The sequence below is a fragment of the Pseudomonas izuensis genome, assembly GCF_002356535.2.
GTDB classification, from domain to species: Bacteria; Pseudomonadota; Gammaproteobacteria; order Pseudomonadales; family Pseudomonadaceae; genus Aquipseudomonas; species Aquipseudomonas izuensis.
Window position 1 is genome coordinate 453,396 of the sequence record NZ_AP017423.2, and the last position, 24,923, is coordinate 478,318.

General features: G+C 60.0%; 14 protein-coding genes and 1 pseudogene. 8 read left to right on the forward strand and 7 right to left on the reverse strand.

All coding sequences use genetic code 11. The annotated features are described in order from the left end of the window. The first annotated feature begins 289 nt into the window (after nt 1-289). The 4 genes and pseudogenes from LAB08_RS02045 to LAB08_RS30700 all read left to right on the forward strand — a co-directional run bounded on the left by LAB08_RS02045 (nt 290) and on the right by LAB08_RS30700 (nt 2,854). The gene (locus tag LAB08_RS02045) at nt 290-520 is read left to right on the forward strand and encodes a hypothetical protein (RefSeq protein WP_056852308.1); all 231 of its coding nucleotides are present in this window, start codon (nt 290-292) and stop codon (nt 518-520) included. Then, a complete protein-coding gene (locus LAB08_RS02050; protein ID WP_096513760.1) occupies nt 517-816 on the forward strand; it encodes a cell division protein ZapA in 300 nt (99 codons plus the stop codon). The genes LAB08_RS02045 and LAB08_RS02050 overlap by 4 nt, the downstream gene beginning before the upstream one ends. A gap of 145 nt (nt 817-961) precedes the next feature. Then, a pseudogene (locus LAB08_RS30695) lies at nt 962-1,990 on the forward strand (HAMP domain-containing protein); the annotation flags it as partial. 132 nt (nt 1,991-2,122) lie between these two features. After that, the gene (locus LAB08_RS30700) at nt 2,123-2,854 is read left to right on the forward strand and encodes a methyl-accepting chemotaxis protein (RefSeq protein WP_436799353.1); all 732 of its coding nucleotides are present in this window, start codon (nt 2,123-2,125) and stop codon (nt 2,852-2,854) included. Between the two features lie 141 nt (nt 2,855-2,995). On the opposite strand, the gene LAB08_RS02060 is transcribed toward LAB08_RS30700, so the two are convergent. Further along, nucleotides 2,996-4,798, reverse strand: a complete 1,803-nt coding sequence (locus LAB08_RS02060) for an acyl-CoA dehydrogenase (protein WP_096513758.1) — start codon at nt 4,796-4,798, stop codon at nt 2,996-2,998. A gap of 246 nt (nt 4,799-5,044) precedes the next feature. Beyond that, the gene (gene putA / locus LAB08_RS02065; RefSeq protein ID WP_096513757.1) at nt 5,045-8,998 is read right to left on the reverse strand and encodes a trifunctional transcriptional regulator/proline dehydrogenase/L-glutamate gamma-semialdehyde dehydrogenase; all 3,954 of its coding nucleotides are present in this window, start codon (nt 8,996-8,998) and stop codon (nt 5,045-5,047) included. Between the two features lie 460 nt (nt 8,999-9,458). Between putA and putP the strand changes: the two genes are divergently transcribed. From putP to LAB08_RS02085, 4 genes are all read left to right on the forward strand, one after another. Beyond that, nucleotides 9,459-10,943: a sodium/proline symporter PutP gene (putP, locus tag LAB08_RS02070; RefSeq protein WP_096513756.1), complete on the forward strand. Its 1,485-nt coding sequence runs from the start codon at nt 9,459-9,461 to the stop codon at nt 10,941-10,943. Between the two features lie 379 nt (nt 10,944-11,322). Beyond that, on the forward strand, nt 11,323-13,209 hold the full coding sequence (locus LAB08_RS02075; protein WP_096513755.1) for a type VI secretion system Vgr family protein: 1,887 nt from the start codon (nt 11,323-11,325) through the stop codon (nt 13,207-13,209). Beyond that, entirely contained in the window at nt 13,199-13,936 is a 738-nt protein-coding gene (locus tag LAB08_RS02080; protein WP_096513754.1) for a DUF4123 domain-containing protein, read from the forward strand. Before LAB08_RS02075 ends, LAB08_RS02080 begins: the two co-directional genes overlap by 11 nt. A 104-nt stretch (nt 13,937-14,040) precedes the next feature. Beyond that, on the forward strand, nt 14,041-14,880 hold the full coding sequence (locus LAB08_RS02085) for a 23S rRNA (adenine(2030)-N(6))-methyltransferase RlmJ (RefSeq protein ID WP_096513753.1): 840 nt from the start codon (nt 14,041-14,043) through the stop codon (nt 14,878-14,880). A 113-nt stretch (nt 14,881-14,993) separates the two neighbouring features. Here LAB08_RS02085 and msrA read toward each other — a convergent pair whose 3' ends face one another. The 5 genes from msrA to aceE form a co-directional block, all read right to left on the reverse strand. Further along, entirely contained in the window at nt 14,994-15,641 is a 648-nt protein-coding gene (gene msrA / locus LAB08_RS02090) for a peptide-methionine (S)-S-oxide reductase MsrA (RefSeq protein WP_096515587.1), read from the reverse strand. A 64-nt stretch (nt 15,642-15,705) separates the two neighbouring features. Beyond that, on the reverse strand, nt 15,706-18,399 hold the full coding sequence (locus LAB08_RS02095; protein WP_096513752.1) for a sensor domain-containing phosphodiesterase: 2,694 nt from the start codon (nt 18,397-18,399) through the stop codon (nt 15,706-15,708). 176 nt (nt 18,400-18,575) lie between these two features. After that, entirely contained in the window at nt 18,576-19,988 is a 1,413-nt protein-coding gene (locus LAB08_RS02100; protein WP_096513751.1) for an alkaline phosphatase D family protein, read from the reverse strand. A gap of 278 nt (nt 19,989-20,266) precedes the next feature. Further along, on the reverse strand, nt 20,267-22,225 hold the full coding sequence (gene aceF, locus LAB08_RS02105; RefSeq protein ID WP_096513750.1) for a dihydrolipoyllysine-residue acetyltransferase: 1,959 nt from the start codon (nt 22,223-22,225) through the stop codon (nt 20,267-20,269). Between the two features lie 11 nt (nt 22,226-22,236). Further along, nucleotides 22,237-24,882, reverse strand: coding sequence for a pyruvate dehydrogenase (acetyl-transferring), homodimeric type (gene aceE, locus LAB08_RS02110; RefSeq protein ID WP_096513749.1), 2,646 nt, complete (start codon nt 24,880-24,882; stop codon nt 22,237-22,239). Nucleotides 24,883-24,923 lie beyond the last annotated feature (41 nt).

The window sequence follows — 24,923 nt, forward strand, 5'->3', positions numbered from 1 at the left end:
AGTCTTGAGCCTCGTGGGAGCAAAGCTTGCTCGCGATGGACGTTAACGATAACGCGCTTATCCAGACTGCCCGCGTAAACGTTAACGTCCATCGCGAGCGTGCTCGCTCCTGCAAAAGGAAAAGGGGCGGGCGACGAAGTGCAGGAACCAGATCGGCCAATCACAGTCTTTAAAGTTCGCGAGAAGGTCACCGGTCAGGAAAATCAAGGCCTTGCGCCTGTTTAACCCTGGCATCCGCGGTGACTTTTCTTTATCGTACGCGCCCTTTGAAAATGCCTGGAAAATCAAAATGTTGGAAGCATCCCTAAGCCAATTGGAACAGCTGGTCAGCGACCTGGTACAACAGAACCAAACCCTGCTCGGCACCAACCAAGCCCTGAGCGCCGAACTGGCCCAGGCCAAGGATGAAAACGAGAGCCTGCAACTGAGCCTGATGGAACAGGAAGAGAAACAAGGCGCCACCGCCGCACGCATCCAGGCCCTGGTTGAGCGCGTCAGCGCTGGCCCTGTCAGCGCATGAGTTACGGCCCAGGGGTAAAAGTCGTCTCGATCCTGGGGGAGGACTATTCGATCAAGGCACCGGCCGGGGAAGAGCAGACCCTGCTGGATGCTGCATTGATGTTGAAGGCTGCCCTGGCAGAGACCAAAAAGAAATACCCGACCCTGATCGGTGATCGACTGCTGGTGCTGGCCGCGATGAATCTGTGTTCCCAGCAGATTGAAATGCAAAAGCAGCACAAGCTCGAACTCGACCGTTACCAAGAGCAAGTCAGCGCCACGGTTGAAGTGATCTCCAAGACGATCAATCAGGCCTGATCGGCTTTGCGCACAACCAAAGAATAAATTGTCGGTTTAGTTGTATACAATCGGCACGGCTGTTGCAGTGTTTCAGCCTCTTATTCTTTGGGGGTGCTCCATGCAGTTCTGGCGACGCAGTATTCAATGGCAGTTGATCTTGAGCATGGGCACCGCCTTGCTGGTCAGCGTGCTGATCGTGGTTGGCATTTATACCCTCGTGGTCAACCGCCTCGCCCAGCGCTATCTGGTCGAACAAGCGCTGCCATCGAGCATCGAGGCGATGCGCAACGACATCGAGCGCATCCTCGTTCAACCGCTTACCGCCGCCAAGGACATCGCCAGCAATAGCATGGTGCGCGACTGGTTGGCCGGGGGTGAGAACAGTAGCCAGACCTCCACATTTGCACAGTATCTGGAAGGCATTCGCGCCGGGCACAAGGCCTTTACCGCGCTGATTATCGGGACTGCTTCCAGCCATTACATCACCGAAAAAGGTCTGGACCGGACCCTGAGTCGTTCCAATCCCAGAGACGCCTGGTTCTACTCGTTCCTCGACAGCAGCCAGCCACGTACCCTCAATATCGACAACGACACGGCTACCGGAGAATTGGCGCTGTTCATCGACATCAAGGTCGAACAGGCCGGCAAAGTCGTGGGCGTCGCCGGGCTCGGACTGAGCATGAAAGAGCTGTCGGAGCTGATCCACAACTTCAGTTTCGGAACGCGCGGAAAGGTCTATCTCGTGCGCTCCGACGGTTTGATTCAGGTTCACCCCGAAGCGCGATTCAGCGGCAAACGTACCTTGGCCGAGCAAATCAGCGAGCCGGCGGCGCGTGCGGTCATGGGTCAACTTTCCGCCACCAGCAGCAGCTTTGTGCGCGAGGGCGAAGATTATCTGGCGCTAAGCCTGCCGCTGCGGGATCTGGGCTGGACGCTGGTGGCCGAAGTGCCGCAGTCGCAAATCTATGCCGAAGCACGCCGTGCCATGTGGATGAGTAGCGGTATCGGCCTGGCGGTGGCACTGGTATGCCTGTTGCTGGTGGTGTTGCTGGCCCGAGGGCTGGTGCGGCCGATTCGTCAGGTAACAGCCGCGCTGGTCGCCATTGGTAGCGGTGGTGGAGATTTGACCCAGCGGCTGGATTCCAGTCGCGCCGATGAGTTGGGTGACCTGGCTCGCGGCTTCAATCGATTCCTCGACAGCCAGCGCGACATGATCGGCGAAGTTCTGACCACCAGCGAGCGCTTGCGCACGGCGGTCGGCCAGGTGGCGCGGGTGGTGGATAACACCGCCGAGCGTTCCGGTCGTCAGCAGGAGATGACCGACATGGTTGCCACGGCGGTCCACGAAATGGGCCTGACCGTGCAGGACATCGCGCAGAACGCCGGCCATGCAGCGCTCGCTTCGCAGACGGCTCGTGATGAGGCCATGCAGGCGAGGGAGGTGGTGGGCGGCTCGATTCGCCATATCGAAAGCATGTCCGACGAAATCGGTGTCGCCGCCAGCGCCGTGGGCGAGCTGGCCGATCAGGTGGCGTCGATCGATCAGGTGCTGGCGGTGATTCGCGGGATTTCCGAGCAGACCAACCTGTTGGCCTTGAATGCGGCCATCGAAGCGGCGCGGGCCGGGGATATGGGGCGCGGGTTTGCCGTGGTCGCCGATGAAGTTCGCACGTTGGCTCGACGCACGCAGATCTCTACCGATGAAATCCAGCAGATGATCGCCAGCCTCAAGCAGGGCGCCGAGAATGCGGTGTCATCGATGCATGCCGGGCAGGCGGCAACGGGCACCGGTGTTGAGTCGAGCCAGAGGACAGGAGCGTCGTTGACGGCGATAACCGGGCAGGTCGAGCACATCAGCGACATGAACCAACAGGTCGCAACGGCGACAGAAGAGCAATCGGCGGTGACCGAGGAGATCAACCGCAATGTGCAGGGGATTTCCGATCTGGCGCGGGCGACGGCGGGGGAGATCAGGGCTTGTCGGGATGACTGTCAGACGTTGCAGCGGTTGGCCGATGATCTGGCGCGGCAGGTGGGTGGGTTCAAGCTGAGTTGATGCGTTGTCTGTGCCGGCCTCATCGCGGGCAAGCCCGCTCCCACAGGGTTTGTGTGTTGAACACATTATTGTGAGCAACTGAGATCACTGTGGGAGCGGGCTTGCCCGCGATTGGTTTTCAGCAGCACCGAAAGGCTATGGTCAGAACCACTCATCCTGCATGCCCAGGCAAACATCATCCCGCGCCTCAAGAATCGCCAGTTCATGGTGGCATCCCGGAATTTCCCAGGTCAGGAAATAACGCGCCGCCTGCAACTTGCCTTTATAGAAACCCACATCCGCCGCATTGCCCTTGGCCAATCCTTCCTCGGCTCGGATCGCCTGTTCCAGCCAGCGCCAGCCAATCACCGTGTGGCCGAAGACTTTCAGGTACAGCGCAGAATTCGCCAGACTGCTGTTGACCTTGCCCTGCGCCAGATCGGTCAGCAGACCAATGGTCACGGTTTGCAGTCGCGCCACCAGTTTTTCCAGTGGTTCACGCAGGGCGGCAAGCGATTCATGGGCCTGGGCACGTTCGGCGGTGTCGGCGATCAGGCGGATCAGTTGCTTGAGTCCCGCACCGCCGTTCTGCGCCAATTTGCGACCCAGCAGGTCCAGCGACTGAATGCCGTGGGTGCCTTCATGGATCGGGTTCAGGCGATTGTCGCGGTAGTACTGCTCCACCGGGTATTCGCGGGTGTAACCGTGGCCGCCGAGGATCTGGATCGCCAGTTCGTTGGCCTTCAGGCAGAACTCCGACGGCCAGGATTTGACGATCGGCGTCAGCAAATCCAGCAGCTCGTGGGCCTGTTTGCGTTCGGCTTCGATCCCGAGGGTGGTGGTATCGTCGAACAGTCGCGCGGCATACAGGCCAAGGTCGAACGAGCCTTCGACGTAGGCTTTCTGGGTCAGCAGCATGCGTTTGACGTCGGCGTGCTGGATGATCGCCACCGGTGCGGTGTTCGGGTCCTTGCTGTCCGGCACACGACCTTGCGGACGTAAACGTGCGTATTCCAGCGAGTACAGATAGCCTGCGTAACCGAGCATCACCGCGCCCATGCCGACGCCGATCCGCGCCTCGTTCATCATCTGGAACATGTAGCTCAAGCCATGGTGTGCCTTGCCCACCAGATAGCCGACGCATTCACCGTTATCGCCGAAGTTCAGCGCGGTGGACGTGGTACCGCGCCAGCCCATCTTGTGGAACAGCCCGGCCAACAGCACGTCATTGCGCTTGCCCAGGCTGCCGTCATCGTTGACCAGGAACTTGGGCACGATAAACAGCGAAATACCCTTCACCCCGGCCGGCGCATCCGGCAACTTGGCCAGGACCATGTGCACGATGTTTTCCGACAGTGGGTGATCGCCGCCGGAGATGAAAATCTTGTTGCCCTTGAGTCGATAAGTGCCGTCGGCCGCAGGCTCGGCGCGGGTACGAATATCCGACAACGATGAACCCGCGTGGGGTTCGGTCAGGGCCATGGTGCCGAAGAAACGCCCGTCGATCATCGGTTGCAGGAAGCGACGTTTCTGCTCCTCGGTGCCGAAGCTTTCGATCAGGTTCGCCGCGCCCATGGTCAGGAACGGGTAAGAGGTCGACGCCGCGTTGGCCGATTGAAAATGCGCGAAGCAGGCTTGGGACAGCAATGTAGGGAGCTGCATGCCACCGGCATCGAAACTGCGCGCGGCATTGAGGAAACCGGCTTCGAGGAAGGCGTCCACCGCCGGTTTCACTTCCGGAATCAGAATCGCCTGACCGTCCTCATAGCGCGGTTCGTTCTCGTCACCCTTGCGGTTATGCGGCGCGAAAAATTTCTCGGCGATGCTGCGGGCGGTGCCGATGGCGGCATCGAAGGTTTCGCGGTTGTGCTCGGCAAACCGCTCACGCTGGGTCAGGCCTTCGGCATCAAGGACTTCATACAGCTCGAAAGCCAGATTGCGGGAACTGAGCAGCGTCTCGGACATGGCGGCCTACCTTTTATTGGAAGGGGCCGAGTCTAGGCGTGGGAATAGAGGCTGAACAGGATGATTGATGAGGGTGATGGTAGGGTGCGGCTAGCGCTAATCAAATGTGGGAGCGAGCCTGCTCGCGAAGAGGCCGGCACATCCAAAATTAATGTTGGATGATGAACCGCTTTCGCGAGCAGGCTCGCTCCCACAGGGGATATTGCAGACCGGGCAGCCATTGCGGTTGCCCGTTCTTATTGCGGTTTAACCGATGGTCATCAAGCTCGCATTACCACCCGCCGCCGCCGTGTTAACGCTCAGCGCGCGCTCAATCACCAGGCGTTCCAGCGCAATGTTGGATTCACCTTGTGACAGACCCTGCACACCCACGATCGCGCCGGCACGCTTGGCCACTTGCTGGCAGACCGCGCGCAACTGGTCGGAATGGCCGTGATGCAGCACGGCATCAAACACCACCTCGTCCTTGTTCCAGTCGGACACCAGCTTGATGCGTGTCTGAATCTCCTTCGGCAGGCGTGCGAACAGCGCCTTGCTCAGTTCAGCTTCCGGCCAGACCGCCGAACCGCCAACGGCCAGTACCGCCGCCAGCTGGGTCAGCAGGTCACCTTCGACTTCCGCCAGGCACAGTACGTGCTCGCGCGGCAGGATCGCATAGCTGTTGCGCTCGCCGGTCGGGCCGGCCAGTACGCGGGTCACACCGCTTTGCGATTGCGCGGCGAACTGCACGCACAGGGTGCTCAGGTCGGCGAACTTGTTGTTGTCGGCCCAGGCTTTCAGAGCGTTGAGCGGCTTGCTCATGGCGTCACGCAGGCGCACGTCCGGTGCCACGGCAGCATCACCGCGAGCGAAGGATTGTTCGATGGCATCGGTAGGACGCGTCGACAACAGGCGGTACAGGTACAGCGGGCCTCCGGCCTTCGGACCCGTACCCGACAGGCCTTCGCCGCCGAACGGTTGCACACCGACCACGGCACCGACGATGTTGCGGTTGACGTAGACGTTACCGGCGTTGACGGTGTCGATCACCTTGGCGATGGTCTCGTCGATGCGGGTGTGTACGCCCAGGGTCAGGCCGTAACCGGATGCGTTGATCTGAGCGATCAGTTGATCGATGTCCTTGCGCTTGTAGCGAACCACGTGCAGCACCGGGCCGAAGATTTCCCGTTGCAGTTCATCGAAGCTTTCCAGTTCGATCAAAGTCGGCATCACGAAGGTGCCGCGTTTGACTTCTTCGGCGTCGGCGATGGCCACCTGGTACACGTTGCGACCTTTGTCGCGCATGGCCTGGATGTGCTTCTCGATGCCGGCCTTGGCTTCGGCGTCGATTACCGGGCCGATGTCCACGGACAGGCGCTCCGGGTTGCCGAGACGGCTTTCAGCCATCGCGCCCTTGAGCATTTCGATGACGCGGTCGGCGGAATCTTCCTGCAAGCACAGCACGCGCAAGGCCGAGCAACGCTGACCGGCGCTGTCGAAGGCCGACGATACGACGTCGATGACCACTTGTTCGGTCAGGGCCGAGGAGTCAACGATCATCGCGTTCTGGCCGCCGGTTTCGGCGATCAGCGGAATCGGACGACCCTGGCTGTCCAGGCGACCGGCGATGTTGCGTTGCAGCAGGCGTGCGACTTCGGTGGAGCCGGTGAACATCACGCCTTTGACGCGATCGTCGCCGACCAGGCCGGCACCGACGGTTTCGCCACGGCCCGGCAGTAGTTGCAGCACGCCTTCCGGAATACCGGCTTCGAGCAGCAGGCGCACGGCCTGGGCAGCCACCAGCGGCGTCTGTTCCGCAGGCTTGGCCAGCACCGGGTTACCGGCGGCCAGAGCGGCGGCGACCTGGCCGCTGAAGATTGCCAGCGGGAAGTTCCACGGGCTGATGCACACCACCGGACCCAGCGGGCGGTGAGCGTCGTTGGTGAAATCGTTGCGCGCCTGCACTGCGTAATAACGCAGGAAGTCGACAGCTTCACGCACTTCGGCAATGGCGTTGGCGAACGTCTTGCCAGCTTCGCGGGCCAGCAGGCCCATCAGCGGCTGGATCTCGCCTTCCATCAAGTCGGCGGCACGCTCCAGGATTGCGGCACGCTCGGCTGGCGGGGTGGCCTGCCAGATCGGTGCGGCATTCAGGGCGCATTGAATGGCGTTGTCGACGTCTTCGACGGTGGCCTCCTGCACATGGCCGACCACGTCACGCAGATCGGACGGGTTCAAGACCGGTGCCGGCGTTTCGGTGCTGGAGGCGCAACCGAGCATCGGCGCGGCTTTCCAGTGGTTGTGCGCAGTGGCCAGCAGGGCGCAGGACAGCGATGCCAGGCGATGCTCGTTGGCCATGTCGATGCCGCTGGAGTTGGCGCGCTCGGAGCCGTACAGGTCACGCGGCAGCGGGATTCGCGGGTGTGGCAGGCCGAAGCCGCCTTCCAGCGTCGCCATTTGCTCGATGCTGGCCACCGGATCGGCGACCAGTTCCTGAATCGAGATCGACTGGTCGGCGATACGGTTGACGAACGACGTGTTGGCGCCGTTTTCCAGCAAGCGACGAACCAGGTACGCCAGCAGGGTTTCGTGGGTGCCGACCGGTGCGTACACGCGGCACGGACGGTTCAGCTTGCCCTCGGAGACTTTGCCTACAACCTGCTCGTACAGCGGTTCACCCATGCCGTGCAGGCACTGGAATTCGTACTGACCCGGGTAATAGTTCTGACCGGCGATGTGGTAAATGGCCGACAGGGTATGGGCGTTGTGCGTGGCGAACTGCGGATAAATGACTTCTGGTACCGACAACAGTTTGCGGGCGCAAGCGATGTAGGAAACGTCGGTGTACACCTTGCGGGTGTAGACCGGGTAGCCTTCCAGGCCTTCGACCTGGGCGCGCTTGATTTCGCTGTCCCAGTACGCGCCTTTCACCAGGCGGATCATCAGGCGATGACGGCTGCGGCGAGCCAGGTCGATCACGTAGTCGATCACGTACGGGCAACGCTTCTGGTAGGCCTGGATCACGAAACCGATGCCGTTCCAGCCGGTCAGTTGCGGCTCGAAGCACAGGCGCTCCAGCAGATCCAGCGACAGTTCGAGGCGGTCGGCTTCTTCGGCGTCGATGTTCAGGCCGATGTCGTATTGCTTGGCCAGCAGGGTCAGCGACAGCAGGCGCGGGTACAGCTCGTCCATCACGCGCTCGTACTGGGCGCGGCTGTAGCGCGGGTGCAAGGCGGACAGCTTGATGGAGATGCCCGGGCCTTCATAAATCCCACGGCCGTGGGAGGCTTTGCCGATCGAGTGGATGGCTTGTTCGTACGAGGCCAGGTACTTCTGCGCGTCATGTTCGGTGAGTGCGGCTTCACCGAGCATGTCGTAGGAATAACGGAAGCCCTTGGCTTCGAACTTGCTGGCATTGGCCAGGGCTTCGGCGATGGTTTCGCCGGTGACGAACTGCTCGCCCATCAGGCGCATGGCCATGTCGACGCCCTTGCGGATCATCGGCTCGCCGCTCTTGCCGATGATGCGGCTCAGGGAAGAAGTCAGGCCGGCTTCATTGTGCGTAGACACAAGCTTGCCGGTAAGCAGCAGGCCCCACGTGGCAGCATTGACGAACAGCGACGGGCTGTTGCCCAGGTGCGGTTGCCAGTTGCCGGTGCTGATCTTGTCGCGGATCAGCGCGTCGCGGGTGCCTTTGTCCGGGATGCGCAACAGCGCTTCGGCCAGGCACATCAGTGCCACACCTTCCTGGGACGACAGGGAGAATTCCTGCAACAGGCCCTGAACGATACCGGCACGGCCGCCGGCGCTCTTCTGGTTGCGCAGTTTTTCCGCGATGGATGCGGCGAGTTTGTTGGTGGCTTCGGCCATCGGTGCCGGCAGGCGTGCCTGCTCGATCAGCATCGGCACCACTTCCGGTTCCGGGCGACGGTAAGCAGCGGTGATCGAGGCGCGCAGTACCGATTGCGGCAGGATGCTTTCGGCGAACTCAAGGAAGCACTGGTGAGCGTGATCGACGTGGACGTCACCTGCGTCGTCAGCGACAGCGGTGGTCAAACCGTTCAGCTCGGTCAGGGTTGCACCACCCTCGAGTTTTTCCAGGTAATTGAAAATTGCCTGCTTGATCAGCCAGTGCGGCGTGCGATCAATCGAGGTCGCGGCAGCCTTGAGGCGTTCGCGGGTCGGGTCGTCGAGTTTGACCCCAAGGGTGGTGGTAGCCATGTTTTTATCCTCATGTTTGCCACGACTGCGTGGCATCAGCTGGCGGCAAGATTAGCTGTGCGCCGAAGGAGGTGCAACCGGGTGCAACCCTTTTTTTGTAGGAATAATCTTCACCTCGTCGGGAATTGAATTCTGGTACGAGTGTGCCGCCAGTGCTTGGCGCTTTTACTTCTAGAAAAGCGTCTGGACTGCGCTAAAAGGGAGTAAAAAACATCTGGTTACGGGAAAGTGATCCGGGTGCAACTGATTCTCAAGAAATGGGTTGCACCTTATTTGCTTTGTTGACTAGCATTCGCGCCACAAGGTGCAACCCGTCTAGGACGCGGTTGAGCCGGCTGATGGCTTTCCTGGGGAAACATCAGTCATAAATGCGCGCGATCCCGAATCGTCTGTCAAACGTCATCGTTTGTGGCCGGTTCAACAGCGCCGCTACATAAAAACAAAGCCAGGGCGTCACTTAATGAGCGTAACGAATCCAACCCTGATCACGTTCGTGATCTACATCGCAGCCATGGTGCTGATTGGCTTCATGGCCTATCGCTCCACCAACAATCTTTCCGATTACATCCTGGGTGGTCGCAGCCTGGGCAGCGTCGTCACCGCGCTGTCCGCCGGCGCTTCCGACATGAGCGGCTGGTTGTTGATGGGCCTGCCGGGCGCGATCTACATGTCCGGTCTTTCCGAAAGCTGGATTGCCATCGGCCTGATCGTCGGTGCGTACCTGAACTGGCTGTTCGTCGCCGGCCGCCTGCGCGTGCAGACCGAGCACAACGGTGATGCCCTGACGTTGCCGGACTACTTCGCCAGCCGTTTCGAAGACAAAAGCGGCCTGCTGCGGATCATCTCTGCGGTGGTGATCCTGGTGTTCTTCACCATCTACTGCGCCTCGGGCATCGTGGCCGGTGCCCGTTTGTTCGAAAGCACCTTCGGCATGTCCTACGAGACGGCACTGTGGGCCGGTGCCGCGGCAACGATTGCCTACACCTTCGTCGGCGGTTTCCTGGCGGTGAGCTGGACTGACACCGTACAGGCCACCCTGATGATTTTCGCCCTGATCCTCACGCCGATCATCGTGCTACTGGCCACCGGTGGCATCGACACCACGTTCCTGGCCATCGAAGCACAGGATCCAGGCAATTTCGACATGCTCAAAGGCACGACCTTCATCGGCATCATTTCGCTGATGGGTTGGGGCTTGGGCTACTTTGGTCAGCCGCACATCCTGGCGCGTTTCATGGCGGCGGATTCGGTGAAGTCGATTGCCAATGCCCGTCGCATCTCCATGACCTGGATGATCCTGTGCCTGGGCGGCACCGTCGCTGTCGGTTTCTTCGGCATCGCCTATTTCTCGGCCAATCCTGCCGTGGCCATGCCGGTGAGCGAGAACCACGAGCGTGTGTTCATCGAACTGGCGAAAATCCTGTTCAACCCATGGATCGCCGGTGTTTTGCTGTCGGCCATCCTGGCTGCCGTGATGAGCACCCTGAGCTGCCAACTGCTGGTGTGCTCGAGCGCCCTGACCGAAGACTTCTACAAAACCTTCCTGCGCAAATCGGCTTCCCAAGTAGAGCTGGTCTGGGTCGGCCGAGCCATGGTGCTGCTGGTTGCCCTGATCGCCATCGCGATGGCTGCCAACCCGGAAAACCGCGTGCTGGGTCTGGTCAGCTACGCTTGGGCCGGTTTCGGTGCCGCCTTCGGTCCGGTGGTGCTGATCTCCGTGATCTGGAAAGACATGACCCGCAACGGCGCACTGGCCGGTATCCTGGTCGGCGCGATCACCGTGATCGTCTGGAAACACTTCCAACTGCTGGGCCTGTACGAAATCATCCCGGGTTTCATGTTTGCCAGCCTGGCGATCTACATCGTCAGCAAACTGGGCGCCCCGACGTCCGGCATGCTGCAGCGCTTCGCCGCGGCTGAAGGTGATTACCGCCTGAACAAGTGATGGGTTGAGCGAATTGCTCGAAGCCTGCGCTTGACCGAAAACGGCCCGCCTCCTGTTGGAGGCGGGCCGTTTTTGCGTTTGGGGTGAGTGTTCCAGTGTTTGTGCTGCCGTCTTCGCGGGCAAGCCTCGCTCCTACAGGTTTTGTGTCGTTCCGAACGTCGCGGGAGCACACCCAATCCTGTAGGAGCGAGGCTTGCCCGCGAAGGCGTCATCCGCCTCACCACATCATTACTGAAGGGAATGTCTGTAGCCGGAAGAGTCGTTTTTTGAAGGTTAAAACTTCAAGTGGAGTAGGGCATTTCTGTTTTTCCAGCCCCTCGTTCATCCCCCATGCGTCTCATGCAGAATCGCCCGCTTCCAATCTGCAGAGTCACACCGGATGTTCGCTCCTGCTAATCAACCCCGCTTTACGCTGACTGTCGAAGGTTCCGACCATGACCTCAAGGTGCTTGAGTTCACGGGCAAGGAGGCCATCAGCCAGCCGTACCGTTTTGATCTGGAACTGGTCAGCGAGCGGCCGGACATCGAACTCGAAAGTCTCCTGCACCGTCAGGCGTTTCTGAGCTTTGATGCACAAGGCTCGGGTATTCATGGCCAGATATTTCGCATTGGCCAAGGCGATTGCGGCAAGCGCCTGACGCGCTACCAGATCAGCCTGGTGCCACGCCTGGCTTATCTGAGCCAGCGCATCAATCAGCGGATTTTCCAACACCAAAGCGTGCCGGCGATCATCACGCAAATCCTCAAGGACCACGGCATCCTCGGCGATGTCTTCAAGTTTCAGCTCGGCACGGATTACCCTGAGCGCGAATACTGCGTGCAATACGCGGAAAGCGACCTGGCGTTCATCGAGCGGCTATGCGCAGAGATCGGCATTCACTACCACTTTCGACACAGCCCTGACGGTCATCTGCTGGTATTTGGCGATGACCAGACCGTTTTCCTGCATCTGAAGGAGTCGATACTGTATTTGCCCGGCAGTGGTATGGCGGGGGATACACCGGTGATCAATCGTTTCGATGTCGCCCTGCAAGCCCGGACCACAGCGGTAGTCCGTCGCGACTATGACTTCAGTAAACCTCGCCTTGAACTGGAAAGCCGTTTCGACAGCAAGCAGCTGCCAGTGCTGGAGGATTATGGTTTTCCCGGGCAATTCAACGATCCCGAAGTCGGCAGGCATCTGGCGCAACGAGCATTGGAAAGTCGCCGTATGGATTGCCGTCGGGTGCAGGGGTGCAGTGATCAATCCGCATTGATAAGCGGGTACTTGCTGCAACTCGACGGGCACCCTCGACGGGAATGGAACGACCTGTGGCTGCTCACGGAAATCGAACACCATGGTCGACAGCCGCAGGTACTTGAAGAGTCGGCAGGTAGTGGCGATCCGAATGAATTCCAGGGTTATCGCAATACCTTTCTGGCAACGCCGTGGGATGTTTTCTTCCGCCCACCGCTGATCAGGAAACCGCGTGTAGCCGGTTATCAATCCGCCGTGGTCACCGGCCCGAAGAACAGTGAAATCCATTGCGACGAATACGGTCGGGTCAAGGTCCGGTTGATGTGGGATCGCGACGGTGCATTGAACGAACATTCCAGTTGCTGGCTGCGAGTTGCCACTGGCTGGGCGCATGATCGTTACGGTGCCGCGTTGATTCCGCGGGTCGGCATGGAAGTACTGGTAGGTTTCGTCGATGCCGATGCCGACAAGCCGTTGGTGATGGGGTGCCTGCCCAATACATCAACCCCGGTGCCGCTGGACCTGCCTGCGGACAAAACCCGTAGTATTTTCCGCAGCCAGAGCAGCCCCGGTGGCGGTGGATACAACGAATTGCGCATCGAGGATCGCAAAGGCGCCGAGGAAATCTCCCTGCGTGCCCAGCGCAACTGGAATCAGCAGGTCCTGCACGATATGCACGTGCAAGTCGGGCAAAACGAGTACTTGTACGTTGAAGGTGACCGGCATATCCGCGTCAGTAACCAGACCGTCAAGGCAAGTGGGCAGATTCGCATCAATGCCGGTAGCCAGATCGTGATCGACGGTGGCGCTCACGCAACCATTCAGGCGGGCGGGCACTGGATCAATATTGGGCCGGAAGGGATTTTCAGTAGCGTACCCATTGAGGTTGGCGGGGCATTGATGCCGGCCCTGGGTACATCGAGCACACCTGTGCAAGGCGTGGCACTGAGCATGGCGCAGATGTTAAACCTGAAAAGGGCTGCGCCTTTTTGCCAGGTATGTTGCGAGGACGGTGCCTGTGCAGTCTGATTTTCTGTCACCTCATGTCTGGCTGGAGCGCCAGCCACCGAAACCGTGGGAACAACTGTTCGCGATCTTCAGCAGCGCCAGTGCCGCCGAACCCTTCGAAGCCTGGCGCCGTTTGACCTCCGCAAGAATGGCGAGCCCGATCTGGTCCGAAACTGCCTATGCCGGGTGGGTAGCGGTGATGCCCTATGTCGCAACCGTCGCTATGGACAGTGAGTTTTTGCAATGGGTGGCGACCACGGCGTCTCGTGACTGGGGGTGGCTGGCGGTTTCTTCGGCGAGCCAACAGGCGCTGGTCGAACACTTGCGCAGCCTCACGCAGGTGACGTTGCCCAATGGCAGCAGGGCGTTTTTTCGCTTCTGGGATGGTCGGTATGTGCTGCCGATGCTGCAGTGTGGCGAGGTCGATTGTGCGCAACTGCTGCCAGTGATCGGGCGGTGTTGGATCAATGGCCAGGCCGTCGAGATCGGTGGAGGCGGGCAAGGCGCAACGAAGGTTTTCCCTTGGTGGGAGGTGCCTGAAACGCTACTGCAACGGTTTGGTGATGGAGATGATTCAACCAGGATCAGCAACCTGGTGCAGTGGCTGGGCGAAGAGCAGCCGGACGTTTTCGAGGCGTTTTCCGAGAGCGTGTTGCGCTGTAAAGTCGCGAATTTTCTCGCGGGGCCTGACCTGCCGTCCATACCGAAAACTGAATTGTTGGCTTATCTGATGGAGGAGCTGGACTGAGCCGGCTCCTACAGGGTTGCGTCTTCATTGCCAGCCGCTCGGCCGCGAACCCCTGACTTGCAGGCCGGTAAAAGGTAAACTTCCCGGCCTTCGCAGGAGCAGCCATGAATTATCGTCACGCCTTCCATGCCGGCAATCACGCCGACGTGTTCAAACACCTGACCTTGACCCGCCTCATCGCCCTGATGTCGCGCAAGGAGCAGCCGTTTGCCTATCTCGATACGCACGCCGGCATTGGCCTGTATGACCTTCAGGGCGATCAGGCCAGCCGTACCGGTGAGTACCTGGAAGGCATCGCGCGTTTGTGGGATCAGCCGGATCTGCCGATCCTGACCGCTGATTACATGCAAGTGCTGCACGAGATGAACCCGGATGGCCAGTTGCGCTATTACCCCGGTTCGCCGGAGTTGGCGCGGCGCCTGACCCGCCCGCAGGATCGCGTGCTGCTCAACGAGAAGCACCCGGAAGACGGCGTGCTGCTCAAGGACAACATGGCCGGTGATCGCCGGGTCAAGGTACACCTGGGCGAAGGCTGGCATGTGTCGCGTGCGTTGCTGCCGGTGCCGGAAAAACGGGCGGTGATGCTGATCGACCCGCCGTTCGAAAAGCTCGACGAGATGCAGCGCTGCGCGGCGTCGTTGAAAGAGGCGATTGGCCGGATGCGGCAAACCGTGGCGGCGATCTGGTACCCGGTGAAGGATCAGCGTGCATTGCGCCGCTTCTATCAGGACCTGGCCGGCACCGGTGCACCGAAATTGTTGCGCGTGGAGTTGCTGGTGCATCCGCTGGATACGCCCAACAGTTTGAACGGTTCCGGTCTGGCGATTGCCAATCCGCCGTGGGGGCTGGAGGAAGAGTTGCGTGAGTTGCTGCCGTGGCTGTCCGAGAAATTGGGGCAGACCCAGGGTGGGTGGAAGATGGATTGGTTGATTGCCGAGAGTTGATCTGCTGCATTATTGGCGTCTGATCGGACGCCTTCGCGGGCAAGCCTCGCTCCTACAGGTCGGTGTGACCGTAGGAGCGAGGCTTGCCCGCGAAGCTTTTCAGTGTCCGAAATTTAGATCGGGCAGGTGACGCCGGTGCCACCAATGCCGCAATAGCCTTCCGGATTTTTCGCCAGATACTGCTGGTGATAAGCCTCGGCGTAGTAGAAGGTCGGGGCTTCGTCGATGTCGGTGGTGATGATGCCTTGGCCGGCCTTGGTCAGTTCGGCCTGGAACACCTGCGCGCTCTTCTTCGCCGCTTCCAGCTGTGCCGGGTTGGTGGCGTAGATCACCGAGCGGTATTGAGTGCCGATGTCGTTGCCCTGGCGCATGCCCTGGGTCGGGTTGTGCAGTTCCCAGAACATCTTCAGCAGCTCTTCGTAGCTGACTTTCTCCGGTTCGTACACCACCAGCACCACTTCGCTGTGACCGGTCAGGCCCGAGCAGACTTCTTCATAGGTCGGGTTTGGTGTGAAGCCGCCAGCGTAGCCCACGGATGTGCTGAACACGCCTTCACGCTGCCAGAAGCGACGTTCTGCACCCCAGAAACAACCCAGGCCGAAAATCGCGAATTCCACATTGCCCGGGAATGGACCCAGCAGCGGGTTTTTATTGACGAAATGTTCGTCCGGCACCTTGATCGGGGTTTCGCGGCCAGGCAGAGCTTGTTCTTTGGTAGGGAGCACGTTTTTGTTCACCAGAATTTCCGAGCGCAGAACCATCATCAGTCCTCTCAGTCAGGTTGAAAAAATTAGAAATGCAGTTTGCCTGAGTGTTGAGTCGCTGTCAGGCGATCGGGCCGCGCGGGTAGCGTTTGAGCTTCTCGATCAGCTCGGAGCCCGGGATCGGTCGATCGAACAGATAGCCTTGACCCACGTCGCAGCGATGGCGACGCAGGAAAGACAACTGCTCGGCAGTCTCGATGCCTTCAGCCACGACCTTGAGTTTCAGGTTGTGGGCCATGGCGATCACGGCGGAGGTGATCTCCATGTCGTCCTGGTTGTCCGGGATTTCGTGGATAAAGCTTCGATCGATCTTAATGATGTCGATGGGGAATTTTTTCAAGTAACTGAGCGACGAGTAACCGGTGCCGAAATCGTCCATGGCCAGTGTCAGGCCCAGGCGTTTGAGCTGGTCGAGTTGCAGGTGGGTGTCTTCGGTGGCTTCCAGTAGCAGGCCCTCCGTCAGCTCAAGCTCCAGCAGGTTCGCCGGCAGCGCTTCTTCCTTGAGGATGTTGGCGATGGACGCCACCAGGTCCGGATCGGAAAACTGTTTGGGTGACAGGTTGATCGCCACCTGAAGATTGCCCAGCCCGGCGGCGGTCAGCTCTTTGCTCATGCGGCAGGCCTGGCGGGCGATCCACTTGCCGATCGGAATGATCAGGCCGGTTTCCTCCGCGACGCTGATGAACTGGTCGGGGCGGATCATGCCTTTTTCCGGGTGATCCCAGCGCAACAATGCTTCCATGCCCAGCAGGCGACCGCTGCGCAGGCATAGCTTGGGTTGATAGAACACGTCCAGTTCGTTCTGGGTCAGGGCACGGCGCAGGTTGTTCTCGACGAACAGTTTGTAACTGGCCTCGGCGTTCAGTGCTTCGGTGAATACCTGCACCTGATGTTTACCGTTGGCCTTGGCCTTGTGCAGCGCCAACCCGGCGTTGCGCATCAGGGTTTGCGGGTCACGGCCGTGCAGGGGGGCGCAAGCCAGGCCCACGGAACCGGTCACGCTGATCAACTGGTTATCGACGAACATCGGTTTGTCGAGGGTGGTCAGCAGCTGGCTGGCGATCTGTTGGCCGGTGTGCAGGTCAGTGTTGTCCAGCAGTACTGCGAATTCGTTACTGGCGAACCGCGCCAGGCTGCCGCTGGGGCTCAGGCTGTTGCGAAGGCGCCGGGCCAGGCTGATCAGCAGTTTGTCGCCGGTCTGGTGGCCCAGGCTGTCGTTGATTCGCTTGAAGTTGTCGATGTCCACCAGCAGCAGGCTGATGGGGGTATCGCTGTCTCGGGCGAAGCGTTCATCGAGGTTGCGGATGAAGGCCGGGCGGTTGCCGAGGTTGGTCAGGTTATCGGTGTAGGCCAGTCGCTCGATGCGCTGCTGGGCGAGCTTGGTCTGGGTGATGTCCTCGTAGATGCCGATGTAATGGGTCAGTTCGCGGTTGTCGCCATAGACCTTGGAGATCGACAATTGGCCCCAGTAGGGTTCGAGGTTTTTGCGGCGGCTCTTGAACTCGCCCTGCCAGCTGTTGCTTTTGGCCAGCGCGGAAGGCGCGTCGAACAACAGTTCGCTGAGGTTTTCCAGTGCCGGCAGTTCCGCCAGGCGCTGGCCGTGGACTTCTTCGGTGCTGTATTGGGTGATCGCGGTGAAGCTCGGGTTGACGTACTCCACCACACCGTCGCAATTGACTAGCAGAAAGGCGTTGGCGCTTTGCTCGACCGCTCGCTGGAACAGGTGCAGGGCGCTGGTGGCGGTGCGCCGGTTATGGTTGCTGATGACTTGGGCGAACTGGTCCGCCAGCTCGCCGGCGAAGGCGATTTCATCCGACTGCCAGGCGCGGGTGGCGCCGGTCTGCTCAAGGCACAGCACACCCACCACCTGACCGTCGACGCGGATGCTGGCGTCGAGCATCGCGTTGACATCACGCGGGCGCAGGCTTTCGGCCATATCCCGGGTGCGCGGGTCGCGCATGGCGTTGTGGGCATCAATGGCGCGGCCCGTGTGCAGGGCGTCGAGGTAGTCGGGAAAGTTGCTGACGTCGATCGACTGCGGCAACAGGTATTCCTGGTTGGCGCGGTGAAAGGCCGAAATCGGTGCCAGCATCGAGCCTTCCAGGTGCCACAGGCTTGCGCAGTCGATCTCGTAGATCTCGCAGGCACTGCGGGTGATCAGTTCGGCGGCTTCTTGCAGGGAGTTGTTGCTGCTGTAGCGCTGGCGGGTCAGCAGCAGAATCAGGTCCTGCTGCGCGCGCACCCGGTCCAGGTGCTGCAGTTGTTCCTGCTGGGCGCGCTGGTTGAGCTCCAGGGCGATTTGCAGGCGCGAGTTCTGGGTTTCCAGGTCCAGTGCCGGCAGCAGGGGGTCATCTTCGAACAGGCCGTCGATGACCAGCAGGTAACCGCGCAACAGGTGTCGATTGTGTTGTTTGTAGGCTTCGCCCAACTCCAGCAGGTTCAGCGAGCCTGTGGCGGTGTGCAGCCTGTAGCGGATCAGGTAATGCGAGCCTTCGCTCAGTTGTTGCTGGATCGCATCATGCAGTTGATAACGCGCCTCCGGCTCCATCAGGCTGGCGTAGGGCGAGCCGACCAGAGCGCACAGCTCCACGGCCGGCAAGCCGAATTGACGTTCGCAATTTGGATCGAGAAACAGCAGCGCCCAGCTTGGTTCATTCAGCCGTTCGAAACGCAGCATGCCGAGCCGCGAGGGCACAGGCAACTGCGTCACTACCTCGGCCACCATACGGCTGGCGGCATCGGGTTGGCTTTTCATAGGGAGGGAAACTCGCTTCGTATTTGCTGAACGCGCCGGGCTCTCGCCCTCTTTACTGTTGCCTGCGGCAAGGTTGCATCATTGCGACACCGACTGACAAGAGACATGAAGGCCAAGTGCTATAAGAATATGTCGGCAGCCGCGAAGATTTCTCCAGTTAATAGCAAAAAGTCATGCTATTGACGGAATTCAGCCCCGGTTCGCAATTCAATCCGTGTCGATTGCAACAGGTTCCCATCCCGATCGTGATAGCGCACACGAATCTGCTCCGTATCCACAATCAGATGCGCGAAGTTGTCCTGGCTGATCACTTTACCGGTGAGTTCATGTCGATAATCGCCAGCGGCGGTTCGAGCCAGAGGCTGGTCAAGGATAAAGGTGGAGTCTTTGGCATAGGGCAGCAGTTTGCTGTTGCACAGGGGGGAGGAGACGATGGTATGGACTTCGACGTCCGGGTCCTCGCTGTGAGTCAGGCGGCTGGTCAAGGAGCCGTGGACATCGCCGGAAACGAAGATGACGTTCTTGATCTTGTGAATGCGAATGGTCTCCAGCAGCCGCAGTCGTTGTTCGGGAAAGGCTTTCCAGGCGTCATCGCCCAGGCGTTTGCGGTCAGGGTAGAACATGACGCTGGTGACCACGAATTTGACCCGTGCCGGGCTATGGATGAGCCAGTCGCACAACGCCTGTTCCTGTTCAATATCAAGAATGCGCCGGTCGCTGGCCGCGAGACTGCGCCGGGTGCGGCTGTCGGTGACAAACCACTCGATATCGCCGTTGGTAAACTGATACCAATAGTGATTCAGCTGCTGATTGAGTTGCCCATGAATATTCAACTCATGAGCCGGGCTGTGGCTGGCCTGATACAACTCATAGGCCGTCATGGCGTTCTTGTATAAATGCTCATCATTGGTGCTTTTATTGGCGGGCCAGTTGTCTTCGATTTCATGGTCGTCGAGGATCATATAAGTAGGCATGCCGGACATTAACTGACGGATATGCGGTTGGGAGAAAGCGGCGCGGTATTTGGCGAGTATCTCCTGATACTCCCGATCGGGAGCGATGAAGTTCAAGTCATCGACATAAACCTGATCGCCGCTCATCAGCATGGCGCTGATCGGCGGTGTCGCATGCTGCGCCAGGTGGTTGATCGAGGCGAAGATCCGGTCGCCCCAGTGCGGGTTCGAGGGTGCGCCGCCGGTCATGCGCAGGTAGCGGCAGGAACCGACGATATAGGCCCGAGGCATGGATTTACTCGACTGCGTGTGCAGGCGGTAGATGTCCCGTGGCCATTGCAGTGGCAGTTCCTGAACGGTTTCCACGGTGTGCATCGGGTTCATCGGACTGAACCAGCCGGCCTGGTATTCGTATTGGGTGTCGGCGGCAAGGTCATTGAGGAGGATGACGCCGGACATGTCGCGTGAGTCGGTCAGTTGCGTAAAAACGCCTTTATTCCAGTGTTCTTCACCGAACCGCCGAAAGCGAACGCCGGCAAATGCCAACGTATCCCTTTGCGTTTTTCCGCGTAAAAAGATACGGGCCTGATGCGTGGTTGTGTGGCCGATAATAGGGCCAATAGTTGGTTTTAACATAGTCGAGTCCATTCGCTATTTAGTTGAAGCTGAGCAAGCAGGTGATTGCCTGTTTTTGCGCAGACTTAAACCAAGGCTAGTTACCGAGTCCGAAAAAATATCGAGACGTAATGGACATGAGTTGTGGGCGATATCAGCCACAAGTGTAGGAAGGGATTCTTTTGGGGAAACGTCAGGCAAAAAAAGCCCCGCCAAACTGGCGGGGTTGAGGTACGAGCGTGGCGCTCGGAAAACGTGAAACGCAACAGGCCCTCCGGGAGAGGGAGGGCCGGTCGGGATTACAGCAGGATGGTGCGAATGTCCGCCAGCAGGTCGCTCAGGCGCTTGGTGAAGCGTGCAGCAGCGGCGCCGTTGATCACACGGTGATCGTAGGACAACGACAGGGGCAGCATCAGTTTCGGCTGGAAGGCTTTACCGTCCCAGACTGGCTGGATGGTTGCCTTGGAAACACCGAGGATCGCCACTTCCGGCGCGTTGACGATCGGCGTGAAGCCGGTGCCGCCAATGTGGCCGAGGCTGGAAATGGTGAAGCAGGCGCCTTGCATCTCGTCCGACGAGAGCTTCTTGGTCCGGGCCTTTTCAGCCAGGGAAGCGGCCTCGGCGGCCAGTTGCAACAGGCTCTTCTGGTCGACGTTCTTGATGACCGGTACCAGCAGGCCATCCGGGGTGTCGACGGCGAAGCCGATGTTCACGTACTTCTTGCGGATGATCGCCTTGCCGCTTGGAGCCAGCGAGCTGTTGAAGTCCGGCAGTTCCTTGAGCAGGTGCGCGCACGACTTGAGCAGCAACGGCAGGATGGTCAGCTTGACGCCGGCCTTCTCTGCAACGGCTTTCTGGGCGTTACGGAACGCTTCCAGCTCGGTGATATCCGCCGAGTCGAATTGCGTTACGTGCGGCACATTCAGCCAGCTGCGGTGCAGGTTGGCAGCGCCGACCTGCATCAGGCGGGTCATCGGCACTTCTTCGATTTCACCGAAGCGGCTGAAGTCCACGACCGGGATCGGCGGGATGCCCGCGCCACCGGTTGCGCCGGCAGCAGCGGCTGGCGCTTCCTTGGCCTTCTGCATCATGGCTTTGACGTAAACCTGCACGTCTTCCTTCAGGATGCGACCGTGCGGACCGCTGGCGCCAACGGCGCTCAGCTCGACGCCGAACTCACGGGCCAATTGGCGTACAGCCGGGCCTGCGTGAACCTTGGCGCCTGGCTTGGCAGGAGCAGCAGTCGGGGCGGCAACAGGTGCAGCCGGAGCCGGTGCGGCAGCAGGCGCTGCAGCAGCAGGAGCGCTCGGAGCAGCAGCGGCAGGTGCCGGAGCAGCAGCCGGGGCCGCGCCTTTGACTTTCAGTTTCAGGATCAGGTCGCCGGTACCGACTTCGTCGTCCAGCTTGACGGAAACGCTTTCCACCACGCCGGCGGCAGGCGACGGGATTTCCATGCTCGCCTTGTCGGATTCCAGGGTGATCAGCGACTGGTCGGCTTCAACGGTATCGCCGGCCTTGACCAGGACTTCGATGATCTTGGCCTTGCCCGCCGAACCGATATCCGGAACGTGGATGTCTTGAACGCTGTCAGCCACTGGGGCTGCCGGAGCAGGAGCAGGAGCAGGTGCGGCGGCAGCTGGAGCAGCAGCCTGGGCCGGAGCCGCAGCTGGCGCAGCAGCGCCCGCCACTTCCAGGTCCAGGATCAGGTCGCCGGTGCCGACTTCGTCGTTGAGCTTGACGCTGATGGCCTTGACCACGCCAGCGGCAGGCGACGGGATTTCCATGCTCGCCTTGTCGGATTCCAGGGTGATCAGCGACTGATCAGCCTCGACTTTGTCGCCAACCTTGACCTGGATCTCGATGATCTGGGCCTTGCCCGACGAGCCGATGTCCGGCACGTGTACTTGCTGAACCGAAGCGGCAGCGGGCGCAGCAGCAGGGGCGGCCGGCGCTGGAGCAGCAGCCGGTTTGGCCTCTGCCTTGGCGGCTGGCGCAGCGGCAGCCGCAGGGGCCGCAGCGGCAGCACCTTCGACTTCCAGTTCCAGCAGTTCATCGCCTTCTTTCAGGCGATCGCCCAGCTTCACTTTCAGGCTCTTGATGATACCGGCCTTGGGCGCAGGCACTTCCATGCTCGCCTTGTCCGATTCCAGTGTCAGGATGCTCTGGTCGGCTTCGATGCGGTCGCCGACCTTCACAAACAGTTCAATTACTTCACCTTCACCGCTGCCGATGTCAGGTACGCGAATGAGTTCGCTCACAGAATCTCTCCTCAGCAGTCCAGTGGGTTGCGTTTTTCCGGGTTGATACCGAACTTGGCGATGGCTTCAGAGACCACCTTGGGTTCGATGTCACCACGGTCAGCCAGTGCTTCCAGGGCTGCCAACACCACGAAATGACGGTCGACTTCGAAGAAATGACGCAGTTTCTTGCGGGTGTCGCTGCGACCGAAACCGTCGGTGCCCAGGACTTTGAATTCCTTGGACGGTACCCACTGACGGATCTGCTCGGCGAACAGTTTCATGTAGTCGGTAGAGGCGATGACCGGACCCTTGCGGCCGTTCAGGCACTCTTCAACGTAGCTCAGCTTAGGCTTCTGGCCAGGGTGCAGACGGTTGGCGCGCTCAACGGCCAGGCCGTCGCGACGCAGTTCGTTGAAGCTGGTAACGCTCCACACGTCGGCGCCGACGTTGAACTCTTCACGCAGGATCTTCGCCGCTTCGCGGACTTCACGCAGGATGGTGCCGGAGCCCATCAGTTGAACATGGTGCGCCGCTTCGCGGGTGTCTTCTTCGAGCAGGTACATGCCTTTCTTGATGCCTTCTTCGGCACCGGCCGGCATGGCTGGCTGCTGGTAGGACTCGTTCATCACTGTGATGTAGTAGAAGACGTCCTGTTGCTCTTCGGTCATCTTCTTCATGCCGTCCTGAATGATCACCGCCAGCTCGTAGCCGTAGGTTGGATCGTAGGTGCGGCAGTTCGGGATGGTGGCAGCCAGCAGGTGGCTGTGACCGTCTTCGTGTTGCAGGCCTTCACCGTTCAGGGTGGTACGGCCGGCGGTGCCGCCGATCAGGAAGCCACGGGTACGGCTGTCGCCAGCGGCCCAGGCCAGGTCGCCGATACGCTGGAAGCCGAACATCGAGTAGAAGATGTAGAACGGCAGCATCGGCTGGTTGTGGCTGGAGTACGAAGTACCGGCAGCGATGAAGGAGCTCATGGCGCCCGCTTCGTTGATGCCTTCTTCGAGGATCTGGCCTTTCTTGTCTTCCTTGTAGAACATCACCTGGTCTTTATCGACTGGCTCGTAGAGCTGGCCGACGGACGAGTAGATGCCCAACTGACGGAACATGCCTTCCATACCGAAGGTACGGGCTTCGTCCGGAATGATCGGGACGATGCGCGGACCGATTTCCTTGTCCTTGACCAGTTGCGCGAGGATCCGCACGAACGCCATGGTGGTGGAGATTTCACGGTCGCCGGAACCGTCGAGGATCGCCTTGAGCGTGTCCAGCGATGGGGTCGGTACGCTGAAGCTCTGTGCGCGACGCTGTGGCACGAAACCGCCCAGTGCAGTGCGGCGCTCGCTCAGGTAGCGGGCTTCGGCGCTGTTCGGTTCCGGCTTGAAGAACGGCAGGTTTTCCAGCTCGGAATCCTTGACCGGGATGTCGAAACGATCGCGGAACAGCTTCAGGCTTTCAACATCAACCTTCTTGGTGTTGTGCGCGGTGTTTTTCGCTTCGCCGGCACCGGTGCCATAACCCTTGATGGTCTTGGCCAGGATGACGGTAGGTTGTTCTTTGTGGTTGACCGCTTCGTGGTACGCCGCGTAGACCTTGTACGGGTCGTGGCCGCCACGGTTGAGCTTCCAGATCTCGTCGTCGGACAGGTCTGCAACCATCGCCTTGAGTTCTGGCGAGTTGAAGAAGTGTTCACGCACGAACGCGCCGTCTTTGGCTTTGTAGTTCTGGTATTCGCCGTCGATGACTTCGTCCATCCGGCGTTGCAGGATGCCGTCGACGTCCTTGGCCAGCAGTGGGTCCCAGAAACGGCCCCAGATGACTTTGGTCACGTTCCAGTGAGCACCGCGGAACACACCTTCGAGTTCCTGGATGATCTTGCCGTTGCCGCGAACCGGGCCATCGAGGCGCTGCAGGTTGCAGTTGATGACGAAGATCAGGTTGTCGAGCTTCTCGCGGCCAGCCAGCGAGATCGCGCCCAGGGATTCCGGCTCGTCGCACTCGCCGTCGCCCAGGAAGCACCAGACTTTCTGCTTGCCTTCCGGAATGAAGCCGCGGGCTTCCAGGTACTTCATGAAGCGTGCCTGGTAGATCGCCTGGATCGGACCCAGACCCATGGATACGGTCGGGAACTGCCAGAAATCAGGCATCAGCCAAGGGTGCGGGTAGGACGACAGGCCCTGACCGTCCACTTCCTGGCGGAAGTTGTTCATCTGGTCTTCGGTGATGCGGCCTTCCATGAATGCACGGGCGTAGACGCCTGGCGAGGTGTGGCCCTGGAAGTAGATCAGGTCGCCGCCGTGTTCGTCGGTCGGGGCCTGGAAGAAGTAGTTGAAGCCGATGTCATACAGGGTCGCACTGGAGGCGAAGCTGGAGATGTGACCACCCAGGTCAGAATCTTTCAGGTTCGTACGCATTACCATGGCCATCGCGTTCCAGCGTACCAGCGAGCGAATGCGGCGTTCCATGAACAGATCGCCAGGCATGCGTGCTTCGTGGGTAACCGGGATGGTGTTGCGGTAAGGCGTGGTGATGGCGTAAGGCAATTGCGAGCCGCTGCGGGTCGCGAGTTCGCCCATACGGGTCATCAGATAGTGAGCACGGTCTTCGCCTTCTTTGTCGAGAACCGATTCCAGGGCGTCCAGCCATTCCTGGGTTTCGACGGGATCGAGGTCTTGCATGGCTTGCTCCAGGGCGGAAAGGCTACCAGAATCGGTTGCCT

Coding starts and splice junctions, on each gene's coding strand:
- LAB08_RS02045 (WP_056852308.1), top strand. CDS start 290: ATGTTGGAAGCATCCCTAAGCCAATTGGAACAGCTGGTCAGCGACCTG.
- LAB08_RS02050 (WP_096513760.1), top strand. CDS start 517: ATGAGTTACGGCCCAGGGGTAAAAGTCGTCTCGATCCTGGGGGAGGAC.
- LAB08_RS30700 (WP_436799353.1), top strand. CDS start 2,123: ATGGTTGCCACGGCGGTCCACGAAATGGGCCTGACCGTGCAGGACATC.
- LAB08_RS02060 (WP_096513758.1), bottom strand. CDS start 4,798: ATGTCCGAGACGCTGCTCAGTTCCCGCAATCTGGCTTTCGAGCTGTAT.
- putA (WP_096513757.1), bottom strand. CDS start 8,998: ATGGCTACCACCACCCTTGGGGTCAAACTCGACGACCCGACCCGCGAA.
- putP (WP_096513756.1), top strand. CDS start 9,459: ATGAGCGTAACGAATCCAACCCTGATCACGTTCGTGATCTACATCGCA.
- LAB08_RS02075 (WP_096513755.1), top strand. CDS start 11,323: ATGTTCGCTCCTGCTAATCAACCCCGCTTTACGCTGACTGTCGAAGGT.
- LAB08_RS02085 (WP_096513753.1), top strand. CDS start 14,041: ATGAATTATCGTCACGCCTTCCATGCCGGCAATCACGCCGACGTGTTC.
- msrA (WP_096515587.1), bottom strand. CDS start 15,641: ATGGTTCTGCGCTCGGAAATTCTGGTGAACAAAAACGTGCTCCCTACC.
- LAB08_RS02095 (WP_096513752.1), bottom strand. CDS start 18,399: ATGAAAAGCCAACCCGATGCCGCCAGCCGTATGGTGGCCGAGGTAGTG.
- LAB08_RS02100 (WP_096513751.1), bottom strand. CDS start 19,988: ATGTTAAAACCAACTATTGGCCCTATTATCGGCCACACAACCACGCAT.
- aceE (WP_096513749.1), bottom strand. CDS start 24,882: ATGCAAGACCTCGATCCCGTCGAAACCCAGGAATGGCTGGACGCCCTG.